The organism is Acinetobacter sp. YH12076 (assembly GCF_013419525.1).
GTDB classification, from domain to species: domain Bacteria; phylum Pseudomonadota; class Gammaproteobacteria; order Pseudomonadales; family Moraxellaceae; genus Acinetobacter; species Acinetobacter amyesii.
Genome location: NZ_VOZY01000004.1, coordinates 174,396 through 192,276 on the forward strand (window position 1 = coordinate 174,396; position 17,881 = coordinate 192,276).

The following is a 17,881-nucleotide window of genomic DNA, read 5'->3' on the forward strand; positions in this document are numbered from 1 at the left end:
TATGAATTATAAGGCAAGGCTAAAAATTATTTGTAGTGATAGAAATTTAGCAAAAAGTTTAACTTATTCTTTTGTAAACGAAACAACAAAAAAATCCACTCCAAATGATTCCAAATTAGATGCAAACTTTTGTACAAAAGTTTTTGAGTGTGGAAAGAATGATTTAGTCAAATTTTATTTATATAAAGATAAAAAATTAAAGTTTAAAGTAAAAGTTCAACCTACACTGAATGGTACCTATAGTGATTCGGTGTTTAGGTATCCTACATCCGTTGATACAACTAAGACACCTGGTAATAATAGAAATAGTAAAGGGAATGCTGTTTTTATCCCTTATAAGAGTCAGCAACTTTACGAAGAAGCAAAGAAAAATCAGGAAAAATCAGAGAAAAATAAAAAAGTTGTAAAAGAAAAAGTTGAGAAATCAATAGATGATACTGTTGAAGCTAGTGGTTATGTTGGTGTAATGCTTACAGGTGCTAAGGTTCTTGAAAACAAAACTTTTCATTGGGGCTTAATTCATACGAAGGGTCCACAGTTGACTATGCAACGAATGAAAGAACTTACTAATATTAAAATTTATAATAATAATTCTGAAGTTGATAAGGAAATTCAAGCTAAACAAAATTTAAAAGCGCAAAAATTTGCTCCTCTAATTGATAAAATAGATCAACACAATAGTAAAGTAGGTGTAGTTGGAGATGGTAAAGATGCTTTAGAAGTGTATGGTTTTGTTAAAGATAAAGATGCAAAAGGATTATCAAAAAAAGTTGGTGAGGTAGCCGGGGGTAAGGTCGGAGAAGCAGTGGGAGTATCGCTTGCAGGTGTTTGTCTTAGAGCTGCAATTAAAGAGATACCAAATCCAAGAAATGCTTTAGTTATAGGTGGGGCTTGTGGAATAGCATACCATTATTCAGGTAGTGAGTTAGGTGGTATGGCGGGTGAGGCTGTGGGTGAAACTGATACCATGCTACAAGTTTCTACTGGCGTAATTGAAGCTGTAGTAATAATTAATAAGCTTGAAACTGCTGCAGCAAAAAAAGAACATGATAGAGTTATTAAAGAAGATCCGGGAAGGGCAAATCATCCCTATTTAGCAGATTAAATGGTTAATTTTATGATGAAAAAATTATGTTCACTATTATTGTGTCTTGTGTTTGGTATTATATTTATTGGATGCGATAAACATTACAATACTGAGAGTAATAAGGATCAGAAAAATATCAGTCTCGTAGACTTGTATAAGGAAGGAGAGGATTACTATTTAGGGACAAATGGGAAAGAAAAAGACTATAAACATGCATTTGAAATTTTTAAAAAAGTTGCTGAGCAAGGTCACACTAAAGCTCAAGTTGATTTAGCACAAATGTATTATGATGGTGTTGGTACTAGCACGAACTATGAACAAGCATTTTTTTGGTTGGAAAAAGCAGCAAAATCCGAGGAGCCAGCGGCATTCTATAATTTAGGAGTAATGTATAAAGAAGGAAAATATGTAAAGCAGAACAATGTGCAAGCATTAAAATATTTTGAGCAATCCGCAAAAAAAGGATTTTCGGAAGCTCAATTTACTTTAGGAACGATGTATTATCAGGGTGATGGGGTAGAAGAGGATGAAAAAAAAGGGATTCAACTCTATAGGGATGCAGCTAAACAAGGTCATCAGCGTGCCAAATTTAATTTAGGTAATTATTACTTGAAACAAGAAGATATTTCTCAAGCAAAAAAAATATATGAAGAGTTAGCTAATGAGAATTATGGTATGGCTCAATATAATCTAGGATACATTTATTTAATTCATTTCAATGATGAAGAAAAAGCGAAACAATGGTTCAAACTTGCAAATTTCAATGGCGTGAAAGAAGCTAAAGTGGCACTTGACGAGTTGGCTAAAAGTTGAATTTAGTTTTAGGAATTAAAAGGCTTTGTTGCACAAAGCTATTCTTGAGGGCTTCTTCAGCAATATAATTTCCGAATGAAGAAGCCTATACCTAAAATCTACCGTACAACGAATTGGTCCATATAATATAACTGAACTCTCATTAATCGTGGGAATATTGCTATTTGGTTCGATCCCGAAATACAATGGTGTGCACAACCACAAGGTCGAAGTCAAACCTACTCCGATACAGCCATTCAATATTGGCTAATGATTAAATTCCCGTTTAGACAGCCTTGCGTATGGTTACTTCTTTTATCCTTACAGCTTTAGTGGGTGTCACAGCTCCATTCGTAGCTGTGTTAGTCGTTGGATTAATAGTTGGTTTTGTAATAGGATTTCTTATTGACGTTCTCGATAGTTATTATCTAAATTTCACTGGTGGAATAAAATATCTTTTAAATGAGATACAAGATTGTTTTGCTGTAAATATTAAAAAACTTATTGAATCAATAAGTAAGATTTCAGGTTGGATTATACTGTGGCTTTGCAATTGAGATTCTAATGAAAAAATTTGAATTAATTAATAAATCTCTTTTAGCAACCGTAGTATTCCTTCTGTTGCCATTTTGGTCTTATCTTTATTATGGTTATTTTTGGGTTCTTCTGCTAGGGAGTTTAACTATTTATGTTTTTGGGTTTTTTGGCCGTTTAAATTACAATAATAAATATTTTATTTTCCTGTATTTAATTATTTTTGTAATTTCATTATTAATGCTTGGTGCAGTATATTTAACTTTAAATAATGATTGGGTAACTATTTTAAAATATATGTTCTTATTTTTTATATTGGATACAGTATTAAGTTTAAGTAAGATTAAAAATATGCAGAAAAAATATAAAGATGATAATTTTGTTGTGGATGGTAATTTAGATGGTTATTCTGCTGATTTTGAAGAAAAAATGGAAAAGTTTGGGGGGTAGTCTTTTTTCACAAATGGCTATAGTCTCATATATGCTTTTTATTGGACCGTATTTTATAGTCATTAATTCACCATTTGAATTTTATGCTGGTGAAATGATGTCTGGCATTAAGTCAAATCTTTCGGTATATGCCATAATCTTGATGGTATTAATATTCTGGGAATTTACATTGAAAAGATTTTATTTTTTTAGTGGTCTTAATTACAAATTTGATAAAGAATGAAATAAAAAGCCCTTTCGGGCTTTTTTTATATTAATCAAGGCAACTGCTGAATCGGACTGCCACCCAACGCCTGCATCAAAGTCACATAAGCATTGTATTGACTTTGCTTGGTTTGAACCAAAGACAGTCGAGCATTACGTGTGGTCTCCTGTGCATCAAGCAAGTTTTTCAACGCAATTGCACCATTTCGATAACGTACTTCAGTCAAACGCTCAGTCTTTTCTGCAAGCTGTAAATTACGTTCTTGTAATGCAACTTGTTGGCTTAACTCAGTACGATTGGATAGTGCATTTTCCACATCGGCAAAAGCCTGATACAAGGTCTGACGATATTGAATAATGGCTTTTTCATAGTCTAAGTCACTAATCGCAAGGTCTTTCTTCATATCATTATATTGCAAGAACGGTAAACTCAAACTTGCACCCAATGCCAAAGCAGGATTTTGCAATAAATTACTCAAAGACGTACTGCTTGAACCTAGACTACCTGTCAGGCTAATCGAAGGATAGTAACTCGCTTTCGTTGCATCTTTATTTGCCAAAGCTTTACGTAATCTTAACTCGCTTGCTTGTAAATCTGGACGGCGAGACAACAACTCGGCTGGTAAACCCGCTGCAATCGTCGGTAATGCAATTCGAGGTAGGCGCTGCGGCTCTGAAATATTCAGTTGTTGCACAGGTTGATGTAATAACACAGCCAATGCAGTACGTGTTTCCACTTTTTGTTGGGTAATTTGGCTTAAGGTTGCTTTTTGACTTTGTACAGATTGTTCCGCTTGCGTTAGATCTAAACCTGACACAGCACCGGCTTTATATTGCACCTTGACCAAGTCATAGGTTTTTTGCGTACTGGCCAAATTTTGCTGCGCAATACTGTAGCGCTCATTTAAATAGCCAAGTTGCCAATATAGGTTTGCTGTTGTTGCAATCAAGCTTTGGGCCGTGGCTTGCAGGTCTTGTTCAGTCGCTAAAGCTTCCCACTTTGCTGCCTCAGTTTGGCTGGCCAAGCGACCAAATAAATCTACTTCATAACTAACGCCACCGCTGAGTGATACACCTTTTGATGAGTCATCACCTGAGTTAAGGTCAAAGTTATGTCCAGTTGAAACACTTGAACTCACGCGTGGCCCTTGTTTATTTTCAGCTAAACCTGCTTGTAGTCGAGCTTGCTGTAAATTAATACCTGCAACAGCGAGGTCTGTATTCGCAGCTAAAACTTGATTCACTAACTGGTTTAATTGAGCATCATTAAACAATGTCCACCATTGGTCAGCATACGTATCTGCATGAACTTGCTGACTCATGGCTTTCGCATTTTGAAATTGCGTCGGGATTTGTGTTGCAGGAGCTTCATACGGCGTCTTAACCACAGCGGCACAGCCGACTAAGCTACTTCCAAGAATGAAGGCACTTGCAAGTTTAGTTAAGGTCATTTGCATCATTATTTCCTTATTCGCGAGAAAGCGCATCGACAGGGTTAAGCTGTGCGGCATTACGTGCAGGAATAAAGCCAAACACAATACCAATCATACTTGAGCAGACAAATGCAGCAACGATAGACGTCGTTGAATAGGCCATTTGGAATGTTCCACCGGCAAAATGACTAATCAATTGTCCAATACCTAAAGATAATAAAACCCCAAGCACACCGCCTAAGATACACACCAACACCGCCTCAATCAGGAACTGCTGTAAAATATCACTTTGACGGGCACCCACGGCCATACGTACACCAATTTCTTGAGTACGCTCAGTCACAGAAACCAACATAATGTTCATGACCCCAATACCACCGACGATCAATGAAATCACCGCAATCGCAGACACCAATAAGGTCATTGTTGCAGTGGTTTGTTGAATGGTTTCACGGATACTATCGGAGTTTTGTGTAAAGACATCTTGCGCGCCATGACGTTGCACCAACAAGTTCAATATGGCGTTCTCAGCCGCAGCACTTGGGTATTCATCTTTTACTCGAACAATGATGCTACGTACGTTCGACTGCCCCAGCATACGACTCATGACCGTTGAATAAGGCAAATACACATTCAGGCTATCTGAGTTACCCATCATGCTTTTTTGTTCTTCGATCACGCTAATGATACGGCTCGGCACACTGCCTAATAAAATCACTTGACCCACAGGGTTGGTGCCATCTGCAAAGAAGGTATTTTTAGTATTACTATCAATCACCACATCTTGCGCTTGCTCAGTCACGCTTTCTTTATCAAAAGGTTGACCCGAAGCGAAGTTCATTCCTTTGACATAGAAGAAATCTTCACTCACGCCATTCACTGTGGTCGACGCTTCTGTATCTTTAAAACGTGCTGTGACAGATGAATTAACCGAAGGACTAACGCCATCGACATAAGGTTGCTCAGCAAGGGCTGTCGCATCGGCTGGAACCAATGTTTTTACTTGGGAGGATCTGGAATTATCACCAAAGCCTCGACCTTGATACACCGTGATGGTATTGGTACCTAAACTGCTGATATTTTCTAAAATTTGCTTTTGTGAACCATTCCCAAGAGCCACAACAGAAACCACAGAAGCGATACCAATAATGATCCCGAGCATGGTTAAAAATGTTCGCATACGGTGAGCATTCATGGCTAAAATCGCCATACGGAAGGCTTCACCTAAACGGTCAACGGCTGAGCGCCAGCTCGAGGTTTTTTTCTGTGTGTTTGGAACGAGTTGTTGTTTTTCTAAAGGTTCATCATCTGTTTCAGGTACATTGGGCTGATCTGAAATGATGTTACCATCTGAAATTTCAATAATTCTAGTCGCATTTTTTGCAACATTATGGTCGTGCGTGACCAAAATAATGGTATGACCTTTGGCATTGAGTTCGCGCAAAATCCGCATCACTTCAATACCACTATTCTTATCTAGTGCACCGGTGGGTTCATCGGCAAGAATAACATCGCCACCATTCATGAGGGCACGCGCAATCGATACACGTTGTTGCTGACCACCCGAGAGTTGGCTCGGACGGTTTTGGGTTTTTTCACCCAGTCCAAGATCGGTTAGTAGTTGCTTGGCACGTGCATTGCGTTCGGTTGCATCTGCACCCGCATAGATTGCGGGAACTTCAACGTTACCTGCAGCATTCAAATCACCGAGTAAGTGATAGCGCTGGAAAATAAAGCCAAAATATTCACGGCGTAACTGTGCCAGTTCATCTGGTTCAAGTTCACGAGTTTCACGCCCTTTGACTTTGTAGCTGCCATTGGTTGGCTTATCTAAACACCCCAAAATGTTCATGAGGGTAGATTTACCAGAACCGGACTGACCTACAATAGCCACCAGTTCACCTGGGTAAATCTCAAGATTCACCCCTTTTAGAATTTGGACTGTGCTTTCACCGGCAGGGAATTCACGCGTCAGATTCTTGACCTCGAGTAGAGGTGTTTGATGTTGACTCATGATTACATTCTCATTGGGCCGCCAGCACCACCACGGTTGCTGCGTTTCGCTGAATCATTTGAAGTATCTGAACCGTCGGCTATCACGACTTTGTCACCTTGTTTTAAGCCACGGATCACTTGTGCGGTCACACGGTTATTTAAACCGAGTAATACCTGTTGTGGTTGAGCTGAACCATCGGCTTGTAGTACACGAACCATCGCAACGCTGGCTTTACCTTGTTTGACCAATGCTTTTTCAGCTTCAGTCAGTTCTAAACGTTTAGGACGGTTTGGATTGTCTTTGTTCGATCTAGCTTCTGCGCTGGCTTTTTTATCAGCAGATTCACCATTTGCAGATGCATTATTACGGCTACGTTGTGGACGGTTCGAGGTTTGAACGGCTGCAGCAGGTACAGTCAAGACATTCTTGGCTTCATCTAAAATGATATACACCTGAGCAGTCATATCAATACGCAATTTACCGTCTTCATTTGGGACATCAAATAACGCATTGTAGTAAACCGCAGTACTTGAAGACGAAGAGGTGTTGTTGTTACTTTCGGTGTTAATTGAGTTTGGCGCAGGCTCAACTTGGCGCAGGGTAGCATAGTGTTTTGTTTCACTGTCGCCCAAGGTTGTAAAATAAACGTTTTGACCTTCTTGGACTTTCATCACATCGGCTTCAGAAATTTCAGCTTTAATGGTCATGGTGTCGAGTTTTGCCAATTTCACAATGGTTGGCGCACTTTGGTTGGCATTTACGGTTTGGCCTTCTTCAGTCACAATCGCCACAATGGTTCCATCCATAGGTGCAACAATTTGTGTATAGCCTAAGTCTTCTTTTGCAGTCGCTAAAGTTAAACGTGATTGTTCGATTTGTGCATTAATGGCTGCAATATCAGCTTGCGCAGTTTTATAACTTGCTAGCGCAGATTCAAGTTCTGCACGACTAGTCGCGTCTTGAGCGTACATTGCTTGTTGACGATTATATTCAGCTTGGACTTTTGCAAGATTTGCTTGTTTAACTGCCAATTGCGCTTGTTGGTTTTTGATGCTGGCTTCTGCAGTTTTTAAATCATTTTCCTGACGTACCGAGTCAATACGGGCAATCAGCTGACCTTGTTTCACTTCATCACCGAGTTGCACATACATCTTTTTCACCTGACCAGAAACCTGCGCTCCAACACTCACCATTTTGGTTGCTTCAAGTACACCTGTTGCAAGTACAGAGTTTTCAATGTCACCACGACTCACTTCAGCAGTAATATATTGCGGCTGAGTTTCTTTAGGTTTTAGGAAATGCCATGCAGTGACAACGATTGCCAAAGCAACGATGATGGCTACGATCAATTTTGCTGGTTTTATTTTTGGCATGATTGGCAGTTAAAAGTTTATAAAGATGATTGAATTATAAGATTTAAATACGGATAAATTGTGAACTTTTTGAACAAACAGTAATGATAATTATTCTTTTATACTGGAATGCAAGTTATTACAGCCTTTTATTAGACTAGAAGAGTCTGCGCCCACACAAGCTGGCAATAGCTTGTTGTACCAAGTGCTCAGGATTTTCATGACCTAAACCTTTTATTGACGCGTCTAAACGAAGTAATAGGGCAGGCCAAGTCAAAAAATCGTTCGCATTTAAACGGCGTAACGCTTGTTGATACAGCCCGACTTTGGTTTTCCAAATACCGATTTGCAAGGCATTTTGTGGCTGCTCAAACAGTTGCATCAGCAAACGCATTTCCTTACTGATACTCCATAAAATCAGCGACATCGGCTCGCCTGAAGCGATTAAGTATTGAAAGATTTTTATCGACTGTGCCAAATTGCCTTGCAGCATTGCATCATTTAAATCGTAAGTGGTGTAGCGTGACTGATCTTGTAAGCAAGAGTACAGATGATCAATCTGAATCATCTCTGCTTCAGGAAAAGTATCTGCGACACGCATTAAACTATTTTTTGCAGCCAGTAAGTTGTGCTCATGATGCTGTTCTAGCCATTGCCAAGCATCATTGGCGAGTTTAATGCCGAGCTTTTGTGCTTCAACGGCCAAAATTTGCTGACGATCTTTAGGGTAGTTTGCAGTCAGTGCAACATTGACTCCATTGGCATCAATGGTTTGGAAAAAACTGGTCTTTAAACTCGCACTGTCTTGCTTCGGCATGACCACGAGCAGCAAGTTACTTTCATTTTGCTGCAAATAGCTTTTTAACAATTTTAGTCCATTGGCATCGGGTTTAATGCTGCCATGTGCCTCAATTGCCAGTTGACTGGAAAATAATGACAAGCTATTTAAAGCATTAAAGACATGTTTCCAATCAGCAGCAGAGCTAATATCATACCGTTGACGCTCGACTTCTCGAGTGTTCCAACTCTTACGAAATGCATCCAGGAGATTTTGTTCAAGTAAAGGCTCTTGACCATGCAGCACCCAGGCACCTTGCGCTTCATCTACACGTTTTAATGCCTGAAGATAGTCAAGTTTCATAAATCAAAATTACTCAGCTTTGGTCGGTGCAGTTAGTGGGTTTGCTTTTGGTAAGCGGTTTGATGAAATTTGGCGCACGATCTGTTGTGCAATGTCATCAATAATCACTTGTTTTAAATATTTTTCTTCTTGGTCATCAGTGTTCACGGTTGCTACGTCGTATTGGTAGCTACGTGTTGCCATCAATGTACGGGGTTCTGTCACAGGGTTACCTTGAGCATCTTCAATTTGGAACGTCACATTCAAGCGCAGTAAAGTTTCAACCAATTTACCATTGAGTTCTAAACGTCGTGGAGTGTAATCCAACACATGTAAGACATAGGCATTTTGATTATTGCTCAATTGCACGCCTGCAGAACCTAAATAAATCGCTAACTTTTCATGTAAGTCATCCGTATCTTCAGGAAGTGCCAATCGCATATTGGAATAGGCTACAGGTACAGCAGCAGGGTTGGTGCCTTTTAAATGAAAACCACAACCGACCATGCCTGCGCTCAGGCCCATAGTTAATACAATTGCAGCAACACGTTGAACCAAGTGCATAAAGTGTCCTCTGTTTCCCGAAGGGATAATGTTGAAATCCTGTGTGGATTGTAAAGTCAAAGCCCGTTGACTCGCAACGGGCTTTGTTTGGGAATTGTTTTTTAATCCCTCCCGACCTCCCTTTAAAAAAGGGAGGAGATCCGATTTTTTGTTGGGAGCGGGAAGTCCCCCTTTTATAAAGGGGGATTTAGGGGGATTAAATTAAACCACCAAGTTCACTAATTTATTCGGCACCACAATTTCTTTCTTGGTTGGACCAGTCAAGAATTGCTGAACTTCAGGTAATGCTTTTGCTTGTGCCAAAATGTCATCTTTAGAGGCATCGACAGACACTTCTAATTTGCCACGAAGTTTACCGTTCACTTGCACTACAATCGTTTGTGTATTGCGAGTCAGCGCAGATTCATCTACCGCAGGGAAGCGTGCTGATGTTAATTCGATACCAAACTCAGCCAATAAGGTTTGGCTTAAATGTGGTGCAAACGGAGCAAGTAAAGTTAGAAGGGTAATGATTGATTCACGTGCAACAGCGGCATCGTTATCATCTTTTACTTCAAACTTATTGTTTGCGTTTAGAAGTTCCATCATCGCTGCAATAGCAGTGTTGAAGGCATGACGACGTGCAATGTCATCACCCACTTTTTGAATGGTTTCGTGTGTTTTACGACGTAAGTCTTGTGCAGCGGTAGAAAGTGTCGCTTTGTCGATGTTTACAGCAGAGTTGCCTTGTTCAAGGAAACCTGTTGCTAGGCGCCATACACGTTTTAAGAAACGGTTTGCACCTTCAACACCAGCGTCAGACCATTCTAGTGATTGATCTGGTGGTGCAGCGAACATCATGAATACACGTGCAGTATCTGCACCGTATTGGTCAATAATGGCTTGCGGGTCGATACCGTTATTTTTCGATTTCGACATTTTTTCTTGACCGCCAACCACGACGTCTTGACCATCACCTTGATATTTCGCAGAAATGATACGACCTTTTTCATCACGTTCTAAATCGATGTCAGCAGGGTTAAACCAAGTTTTCTTACCTGACTCTGATTCACGGTAGTAAGTATCCGCAAGCACCATACCTTGAGTTAAAAGGTTAGTGAATGGTTCGTTACCTTGTACCACACCTTCATCACGCATCAATTTGTGGAAGAAGCGTGCATAAAGTAAATGTAGAATCGCGTGTTCAACACCACCGATGTATTGGTTCACAGGAAGCCAAGTTTGACCCGCTTCAGGTTTCACCATACCGTCAGTGAAATCTGGAGATGCATAGCGTGCATAGTACCAAGAAGATTCTACGAAAGTATCTAAAGTGTCTGTTTCACGACGAGCATCGCCACCACAGCATGGGCAAGTGGTTTCATAGAACTCAGGCATTTTGTTGAGTGGATTGCCTGAACCGTCTGGAACCACGTCCGTTGGCAATACAACTGGAAGTTGTTCTTCAGGTACTGGAACCTGACCACATTTTTCACAGTTGATCATAGGAATTGGACAACCCCAATAACGCTGACGAGAAACACCCCAGTCACGTAAACGGAATTGAACTTTTACATTTGCAAGCTTTTGAGGCTCAAGTTTTGCAAGGAATGCATCGAATGCGCCTTGGAAATCTAAACCGTCAAATTCGCCTGAATTCACCAGTTTGCCTTCTTTAGAACCGTACCATTCTTGCCAAGTGGTTGCGTCAAAGTCTGCATCGTCTGCACCTTTGGCATCAATCACTTGCTTGATGGTTAAGCCATATTTGTTGGCAAATTCGAAGTCACGTTCATCGTGTGAAGGCACTGCCATCACCGCACCTGAACCGTAAGACATCAAGACGTAGTTTGCGATCCAAACCGGAACTTCTTCACCTGTAACTGGGTGCTTCACAGAAAGACCAGTTGCCATGCCTTTCTTTTCAGCAGTCGCAAGATCAGCTTCTGCAACAGAACCCATACGGCACTCTTCGATAAATGCAGCAAGCTCAGGATTGCTTTCCGCAGCTTTAAGTGCCATCGGATGTTCTGCTGCAACCGCAACATAAGTCACACCCATGAGTGTGTCAGCACGAGTGGTAAATACAGTTAAACCATCTGCATAAACGTCTGGATTCGCTGAAGGGAAGGTAATTTCCATACCCTGTGAGCGACCAATCCAGTTACGTTGCATGGTTAAAACTTGCTGTGGCCAGCCGTCTTTTAATGTTTCTAAATCGTCAAGTAATTCTTGCGCATAGTCAGTGATGCGGAAGTAGTACATTGGAATATCACGTTTTTCGACCAATGCACCAGAACGCCAGCCACGACCATTTTCAACTTGTTCGTTTGCTAAAACAGTTTGGTCTACTGGGTCCCAGTTCACTGTTGAAAGCTTACGGTAAATTAAACCTTTTTTATAAAGCTGTACGAATAACCATTGTTCCCAGCGGTAGTATTCAGGTGTGCAAGTTGCAAATTCACGATCCCAATCTACAGAAAGACCTAACTTTTTAAGCTGATTACGCATGTAATCAATGTTTTCAAAAGTCCATTTTGCAGGAGCGACTTGATGTGCAATTGCCGCGTTTTCAGCAGGCAAACCGAAAGCATCCCAACCCATGGGTTGTAGCACAGTTTCACCTTGTAAACGGTGGAAACGGCTGATCACATCACCAATGGTGTAGTTACGCACATGACCCATATGCAGTTTGCCACTTGGATAAGGGAACATAGAGAGGATATAACGACGTGGTCCTTCTACTTGGTCGGCAACTTTAAAGGCTTTGCGATTTTCCCAGTCTTGTTGGACTGTAGGTTCAATCGCACTGGCTTGATATTCAGGGTCAATGTGAGTAGTCATAAACGTAAATAGAAATAACGGTTAAAAAGTTTGTGCTACAGCATAGCGCAAAATACGCCTAGAGTGAATTTTGCGATGCTGTGTAGATGTAAATAATTTAAGTCAAAATTGAAGGCTTTGGCGTAAATTATTGTGGTGCGGAGGCTACGGCTTGACCTTGGCGGAGCGCTGCATTGGCTTCGCGTTGTTGTTCCGCTAGTTGCTCATTTTGTTCATTCGGCTGTTCGGCTTCACGTGAAACCTCTTCTTGGTTTTTTGCTGGAGTTGATTGCGTAGTCGTTGTTGCACCATAGGTATTCACTTTACCTTTACGCTGCGCATTTTTTGGCGGTGGCGTGGTGGTGTAATGCGTTGAACCTTTTGCATCCACCCACTTGTAATATTCTTTCGCTGAAAGGTCCAAACTGGTCAGGCAAAATGCCATGCTAGATAAAATACAGGCAGTGCGAGCAATCGTCGTCTTCATCATAAATTCAGTCCCATAGTTAGAGTGATCATGCAAAATTATGCTGAAAATTTTGCGCTTTTTTGACAGTAGAATCTATGCATTTTTTAGCACAAAGGATAAAAGGGACATCGTGTGGGATGAATAACTTTGTGAATGATGAATTGGGGGATTTATAAGCAATAAAAATATTGAATTCTTATCATTTAACCTATGCAGCAACTTCAATGTAAGGCAATTGAATTAAAAACATACATCCATTCATTTAATTTATTTATTAGATTTATAAAAGTATTTTATTAAATACATGCTAACTGGTTATAAATAAACAAACTACAAAGAATACGAAGAAAGAGAGGGTGCTTAAAAAACACACGGTCTGTAAGTAATCAGAAAAAAGCCGATTTTTAAACTTGACTTTAATGGTTGAAACTACAAAAATGCTGTCTTTAGTTTTATATGCCTTAGATCGATCACCCTTCGAATGAGTGCATTTTAGCAATGGACTTCTTCTCTAGCCGAGACGTTGAACAAAGCCAACAAAATATGTTTATCCCAACATGTTTTAGACCCCATATTGCTCAAACAGCAAGCAGGTCAGATTTTTTTCTTATTGCTATGAAAACTATGAAATTTGTGTGCTATAACAGAGCACACAGTTAATGAATTAACCACGACAAATGCCCTCCATTTGTGCGTGAAAAAAGATTAGGGTGAATCACGTTGGAACTTTTATCTGGTGGTGAAATGCTTGTTCGCGCTTTAGCGGACGAAGGCGTTGAACATGTTTTTGGATACCCAGGCGGCGCAGTACTGCATATTTATGATGCGCTATTTCAACAAGAAAAAATCAATCATTACCTAGTGCGCCACGAGCAAGCTGCTGGTCATATGGCTGATGCTTACTCACGTGTCACAGGTAAAACAGGTGTCGTATTGGTGACATCTGGTCCTGGTGCAACAAATACCGTAACTCCAATTGCAACTGCCTATATGGACTCAATCCCAATGGTGATTTTGTCAGGTCAGGTTGCAAGCCATCTTATCGGTGAGGATGCGTTCCAAGAAACGGATATGGTCGGTATTTCGCGCCCAATCGTAAAACACAGCTTCCAAGTACGTCATGCAAGCGAAATCCCTTCGATTATTAAGAAGGCATTTTATATCGCTTCAAGTGGCCGTCCGGGTCCTGTTGTTGTTGATATTCCAAAGGATGCGACGAATCCTGCAGAGAAATTTGCTTACGAATATCCTGAAAAAGTGAAAATGCGTTCGTATCAACCGCCGCATCGTGGTCACTCAGGTCAAATTCGTAAAGCAATTGATGAATTGATTCATGCTAAACGCCCAATTATTTATTCAGGCGGTGGTGTGGTTCAAGGCAACGCTTCTGCACAGTTGACAGAACTTGCACATTTATTGGGTTATCCAGTAACCAGTACCTTAATGGGTCTTGGTGCGTATCCAGGCAATGATGAACAGTTCATCGGTATGTTGGGTATGCATGGTACTTACGAAGCCAATATGACCATGCACAATGCAGATGTGATTCTGTGTGTAGGCGCGCGCTTCGATGACCGTGTAACCAATAATCCAGCGAAATTCTGTCCAAATGCAAAAGTCATTCATATTGATATTGACCCAGCAACGATTTCAAAAACAATTATGGCGCACATCCCAATTGTGGGTGCAGTAGAGCCTGTATTGACTGAAATGTTGGCGCAATTAAAACAATTGAATGTGTCTAAACCAAATCCTGAAGATATCGGGGCTTGGTGGAAACAAATCAATGAATGGCGCCAAGTTCATGGTTTGAACTATGACAAACCAACTGATGGTTCGATGAAGCCACAGCAAGTTGTTGAAGCGTTGGATAAAATTACCAATAGTCAAGCCATCATTACTTCAGACGTTGGTCAACACCAAATGTTTGGTGCGCTTTACTACAAATACACACGTCCACGTCAATGGATCAACTCAGGTGGTCTAGGAACCATGGGTGTAGGTTTGCCATATGCTATGGCAGCTAAACTTGCCTTCCCAGATCAACAAGTAGTGTGTATTACTGGCGAAGCATCGATTCAGATGTGTATCCAAGAACTATCTACATGTAAGCAATATGGCTTGAATGTAAAAATTCTATGCTTGAATAACCGTGCATTAGGTATGGTTAAGCAATGGCAAGACATGAACTACGAAGGTCGTCACTCAAGCTCGTATGTTGAGTCACTTCCAGACTTCCCTAAATTAATGGAGGCGTATGGTCATGTAGGTATTCAAATTGACCATGCAGATGAACTCGAGTCGAAGCTTGCTGAAGCGATGGCGATCAATGACAAGTGCGTGTTTATTAACGTGATGGTTGACCGTTCAGAGCATGTATATCCAATGTTGGTTGCTGGCCAGTCAATGAAAGATATGTGGTTAGGCAAAGGAGAGCGCACACAATGAGACATATTATCTCTGTACTTGTAGAAAACGAAGCAGGTGCGCTTTCACGTTTGGTAGGTTTATTCTCTCAGCGTGGTTATAACATTGAGACATTAAACGTAGCGCCAACAGAAGATCCGACGCTTTCGCGTTTGACTTTAACCACGTATGGCGATGAGCATAAAATTGAACAAATCACCAAACAACTCAACAAGCTTGTCGAAGTTGTTAAAGTTGTTGATTTGTCTGAAGGTGCTCATATTGAACGTGAATTGATGTTAATTAAAGTCAAAGCACTTGGTTCAGCGCGCGCAGAAATTAAACGTACTGCGGATATTTTCCGTGGACAAATCGTAGACGTAACACCAACGACATATACCATTCAAATCGCAGGTACAACTGAAAAGATAGATGGTTTTATTGATGCCTTAGCTGAAAATACAATTCTAGAAGTTGTACGTTCAGGTGTTTCAGGTATCGCACGTGGCGAAAAAGTTTTAACTATCTAATTTTATATTTTCACCTCACTCCTATGGGTGAGGTACTTGAAATGTGAATAATCAAACAGAATCACGTTATCAAGTTAAAGGAAACAAAAGCATTTTAGCGGAGACAGCAATGCAAATTTTTTACGATAAAGACACAGACTTATCTATCATCCAAGGCAAAAAAGTAGCAATCATTGGTTATGGTTCACAAGGCCATGCTCATGCGCTTAACCTTAAGGATTCAGGCGTTGATGTAACTGTAGGTCTACGTGCTGGTTCTACTTCTTGGAAAAAAGCTGAAAATGCTGGTCTTAAAGTTTCAGAAGTTCCTGCTGCTGTAGCTCAAGCTGACTTAGTTATGATTTTGACTCCAGATGAGTTCCAATCACAACTTTACCGTGACGTAATTGAGCCAAACATCAAGCAAGGTGCAACGCTAGCATTTGCTCATGGTTTCTCTGTTCTTTATAACCAAGTTGTTCCACGTGCTGACCTTGACGTAATCATGGTTGCTCCAAAAGCGCCAGGTCATACTGTACGTTCAGAATTCCAACGTGGTTCAGGTGTACCTGATCTTATCGCTGTTCACCAAGATGCTTCTGGTAATGCACGTAACGTTGCGCTTTCTTACGCTTCAGGTGTTGGTGGCGGCCGTACTGGTATTATCGAAACTTCATTCCGTGAAGAAACTGAAACTGACCTTTTCGGTGAGCAAGCAGTTCTTTGTGGTGGTGCTGTTGAATTGGTTAAAATGGGCTTCGAAACTCTTGTTGAAGCTGGTTATGCACCAGAAATGGCTTACTTCGAATGTCTACACGAACTTAAATTGATCGTTGACTTGATGTTCGAAGGCGGTATCGCGGACATGAACTACTCAGTATCAAACAATGCTGAATATGGCGAATACGTAACTGGTGTTGAAGTAATCAACGAACAGTCTCGTGAAGCTATGCGTAATGCGCTTAAACGTATTCAATCTGGTGAATACGCGAAGATGTTCATCCAAGAAGGTGCGTTGAACTACCCATCTATGACTGCTCGTCGTCGTCAAAACGCGGCGCATGGTATCGAAGTAACTGGTAACAAGTTACGTGCGATGATGCCTTGGATCCAAGCGAACAAAATCGTTGATAAAGAGAAAAACTAATTTCTTGAATCAATTGATTTGAATACGAAGACCCACTCATTTTGAGTGGGTTTTTTAATATCTAAAGTTGCGTGCCTTAAAAATAGAAAAGTAGTACTTTCATTCCTTACGCGTCACTCAGAACAGTGTGCTGCCTCGTTGTACTTCGTACAAAACAATGTTTTGTACTCGTTCATACTTTGGATCCAAGCGAACAAAATCGTAAGCAAAGAAAAGAATTTATTTAATTATCTTTTGAGTTTTATGATACAAGGAACCCAATATTAGCGTGGGTTAGAATAATGATTTTATATAAATATGTGAGTTTTGAAGCTGCTACAACGATTTTAAAAACAAAATCTCTAGGTTTTTCACATTTAGAAGATTTTAATGACCCATTTGAATGCACTGGTTTTGGTTTTTATGATTTGGATGTGCCGACATCGGTAGCAGTAGGGCATTCCGAAATCAGTTTTCTAGAAAGTATGTGATTTAAAGTTTGACTAGAACTGCTTTAAATCTACTCATCTGGTCACATTATGGGGATAGTTTAAAAAGGTGTTGTGATCGGAATAGACACATGCAAAGCAGGCCTTGAAGATGGTGATCAATTTATTATTCCTTCAACAAAAGGGGAGTTGAGATATTTAAAAACAGCGCGAAGCAGGCCAATGTGGAAAGTGTTGAAAAATTAATGTCGGTAGGAAATTCAAATATTTTAAATTGGGATAATGAAGAAGTTTTAATAAAGCATGGTTTGCTTTATAAAATGCCGGAATGGGCATACGAAGAGGAAGTACGTATTGTAAAAAATATTAGTGATGCTCAATTCGGGTATTATTTTTCTACAAAAACACATGCATATATCAATGACCAACTTTGGCAAAGAGTCCTATTGCAAACACGTCCAATATTTATACATTAAAATTGCCTGAAGAAGCCTTTGTTGAAGTATATGTTGGGAAAAATGCATATATTGATCTTAGAAGAAAGCAAGAGCTTGTGAAACCAGTAATTGATCATAAGAGATCAGTTTG

At 40.3% G+C, this 17,881-nt stretch carries 15 protein-coding genes and 1 pseudogene; 9 read left to right on the plus strand and 7 right to left on the minus strand.

Translation table 11 applies throughout. The annotated features are described in order from the left end of the window. The first annotated feature begins 1 nt into the window (after position 1). From FTU22_RS05300 to FTU22_RS05315, 4 genes and pseudogenes are all read left to right on the plus strand, one after another. On the plus strand, positions 2–1,105 hold the full coding sequence (locus FTU22_RS05300; RefSeq protein ID WP_180093346.1) for a hypothetical protein: 1,104 nt from the start codon (positions 2–4) through the stop codon (positions 1,103–1,105). A 12-nt stretch (positions 1,106–1,117) separates the two neighbouring features. Next, the gene (locus tag FTU22_RS05305; RefSeq protein ID WP_180093348.1) at positions 1,118–1,900 is read left to right on the plus strand and encodes a tetratricopeptide repeat protein; all 783 of its coding nucleotides are present in this window, start codon (positions 1,118–1,120) and stop codon (positions 1,898–1,900) included. A 75-nt stretch (positions 1,901–1,975) separates the two neighbouring features. Further along, positions 1,976–2,244, plus strand: a pseudogene (locus FTU22_RS05310) (transposase); the annotation flags it as partial. Between the two features lie 199 nt (positions 2,245–2,443). After that, positions 2,444–2,863, plus strand: coding sequence for a hypothetical protein (locus tag FTU22_RS05315; RefSeq protein ID WP_180093350.1), 420 nt, complete (start codon positions 2,444–2,446; stop codon positions 2,861–2,863). 257 nt (positions 2,864–3,120) lie between these two features. Here FTU22_RS05315 and FTU22_RS05320 read toward each other — a convergent pair whose 3' ends face one another. The 7 genes from FTU22_RS05320 to FTU22_RS05350 all read right to left on the minus strand — a co-directional run bounded on the left by FTU22_RS05320 (position 3,121) and on the right by FTU22_RS05350 (position 12,779). Beyond that, positions 3,121–4,524: an efflux transporter outer membrane subunit gene (locus FTU22_RS05320; RefSeq protein ID WP_180093440.1), complete on the minus strand. Its 1,404-nt coding sequence runs from the start codon at positions 4,522–4,524 to the stop codon at positions 3,121–3,123. A gap of 10 nt (positions 4,525–4,534) precedes the next feature. Next, on the minus strand, positions 4,535–6,514 hold the full coding sequence (locus FTU22_RS05325; RefSeq protein WP_180093352.1) for a MacB family efflux pump subunit: 1,980 nt from the start codon (positions 6,512–6,514) through the stop codon (positions 4,535–4,537). A 2-nt stretch (positions 6,515–6,516) separates the two neighbouring features. Continuing rightward, positions 6,517–7,869, minus strand: coding sequence for a MacA family efflux pump subunit (locus FTU22_RS05330; RefSeq protein ID WP_180093354.1), 1,353 nt, complete (start codon positions 7,867–7,869; stop codon positions 6,517–6,519). A gap of 136 nt (positions 7,870–8,005) precedes the next feature. After that, the gene (gene holA / locus FTU22_RS05335; protein ID WP_180021025.1) at positions 8,006–8,989 is read right to left on the minus strand and encodes a DNA polymerase III subunit delta; all 984 of its coding nucleotides are present in this window, start codon (positions 8,987–8,989) and stop codon (positions 8,006–8,008) included. A 9-nt stretch (positions 8,990–8,998) separates the two neighbouring features. Next, positions 8,999–9,532 (minus strand): LPS assembly lipoprotein LptE, encoded by a 534-nt coding sequence (gene lptE, locus FTU22_RS05340; RefSeq protein ID WP_078192675.1) that lies wholly within the window; start codon positions 9,530–9,532, stop codon positions 8,999–9,001. A 201-nt stretch (positions 9,533–9,733) separates the two neighbouring features. Continuing rightward, a complete protein-coding gene (gene leuS, locus FTU22_RS05345; RefSeq protein ID WP_180093356.1) occupies positions 9,734–12,355 on the minus strand; it encodes a leucine--tRNA ligase in 2,622 nt (873 codons plus the stop codon). 127 nt (positions 12,356–12,482) lie between these two features. After that, positions 12,483–12,779 (minus strand): DUF4124 domain-containing protein, encoded by a 297-nt coding sequence (locus FTU22_RS05350; protein ID WP_373886242.1) that lies wholly within the window; start codon positions 12,777–12,779, stop codon positions 12,483–12,485. Between the two features lie 744 nt (positions 12,780–13,523). Between FTU22_RS05350 and FTU22_RS05355 the strand changes: the two genes are divergently transcribed. The 5 genes from FTU22_RS05355 (at position 13,524) to FTU22_RS05375 (ending at position 17,769) form a co-directional block, all read left to right on the plus strand. After that, entirely contained in the window at positions 13,524–15,251 is a 1,728-nt protein-coding gene (locus FTU22_RS05355) for an acetolactate synthase 3 large subunit (RefSeq protein ID WP_078192673.1), read from the plus strand. After that, positions 15,248–15,739 carry an acetolactate synthase small subunit gene (gene ilvN, locus FTU22_RS05360; protein ID WP_078189625.1) on the plus strand — a complete coding sequence of 164 codons (492 nt, stop codon included), beginning with the start codon at positions 15,248–15,250 and terminating at the stop codon, positions 15,737–15,739. Before FTU22_RS05355 ends, ilvN begins: the two co-directional genes overlap by 4 nt. 109 nt (positions 15,740–15,848) lie before the next feature. Next, positions 15,849–16,865: a ketol-acid reductoisomerase gene (ilvC, locus tag FTU22_RS05365; protein WP_078192867.1), complete on the plus strand. Its 1,017-nt coding sequence runs from the start codon at positions 15,849–15,851 to the stop codon at positions 16,863–16,865. A 281-nt stretch (positions 16,866–17,146) separates the two neighbouring features. Further along, on the plus strand, positions 17,147–17,335 hold the full coding sequence (locus FTU22_RS05370; protein WP_257225891.1) for a hypothetical protein: 189 nt from the start codon (positions 17,147–17,149) through the stop codon (positions 17,333–17,335). A gap of 182 nt (positions 17,336–17,517) precedes the next feature. Next, positions 17,518–17,769 carry a hypothetical protein gene (locus FTU22_RS05375; protein WP_180093358.1) on the plus strand — a complete coding sequence of 84 codons (252 nt, stop codon included), beginning with the start codon at positions 17,518–17,520 and terminating at the stop codon, positions 17,767–17,769. Positions 17,770–17,881 lie beyond the last annotated feature (112 nt).

What these genes read in the sequence shown, in the direction of transcription:
- FTU22_RS05300 (WP_180093346.1), top strand. Translation starts at nt 2, where the DNA reads ATGAATTATAAGGCAAGGCTAAAAATTATTTGTAGTGATAGAAATTTA.
- FTU22_RS05305 (WP_180093348.1), top strand. Translation starts at nt 1,118, where the DNA reads ATGATGAAAAAATTATGTTCACTATTATTGTGTCTTGTGTTTGGTATT.
- FTU22_RS05315 (WP_180093350.1), top strand. Translation starts at nt 2,444, where the DNA reads ATGAAAAAATTTGAATTAATTAATAAATCTCTTTTAGCAACCGTAGTA.
- FTU22_RS05320 (WP_180093440.1), bottom strand. Translation starts at nt 4,524, where the DNA reads ATGCAAATGACCTTAACTAAACTTGCAAGTGCCTTCATTCTTGGAAGT.
- FTU22_RS05325 (WP_180093352.1), bottom strand. Translation starts at nt 6,514, where the DNA reads ATGAGTCAACATCAAACACCTCTACTCGAGGTCAAGAATCTGACGCGT.
- FTU22_RS05330 (WP_180093354.1), bottom strand. Translation starts at nt 7,869, where the DNA reads ATGCCAAAAATAAAACCAGCAAAATTGATCGTAGCCATCATCGTTGCT.
- holA (WP_180021025.1), bottom strand. Translation starts at nt 8,989, where the DNA reads ATGAAACTTGACTATCTTCAGGCATTAAAACGTGTAGATGAAGCGCAA.
- lptE (WP_078192675.1), bottom strand. Translation starts at nt 9,532, where the DNA reads ATGCACTTGGTTCAACGTGTTGCTGCAATTGTATTAACTATGGGCCTG.
- leuS (WP_180093356.1), bottom strand. Translation starts at nt 12,355, where the DNA reads ATGACTACTCACATTGACCCTGAATATCAAGCCAGTGCGATTGAACCT.
- FTU22_RS05350 (WP_373886242.1), bottom strand. Translation starts at nt 12,779, where the DNA reads ATGGCATTTTGCCTGACCAGTTTGGACCTTTCAGCGAAAGAATATTAC.
- ilvN (WP_078189625.1), top strand. Translation starts at nt 15,248, where the DNA reads ATGAGACATATTATCTCTGTACTTGTAGAAAACGAAGCAGGTGCGCTT.
- ilvC (WP_078192867.1), top strand. Translation starts at nt 15,849, where the DNA reads ATGCAAATTTTTTACGATAAAGACACAGACTTATCTATCATCCAAGGC.
- FTU22_RS05370 (WP_257225891.1), top strand. Translation starts at nt 17,147, where the DNA reads ATGATTTTATATAAATATGTGAGTTTTGAAGCTGCTACAACGATTTTA.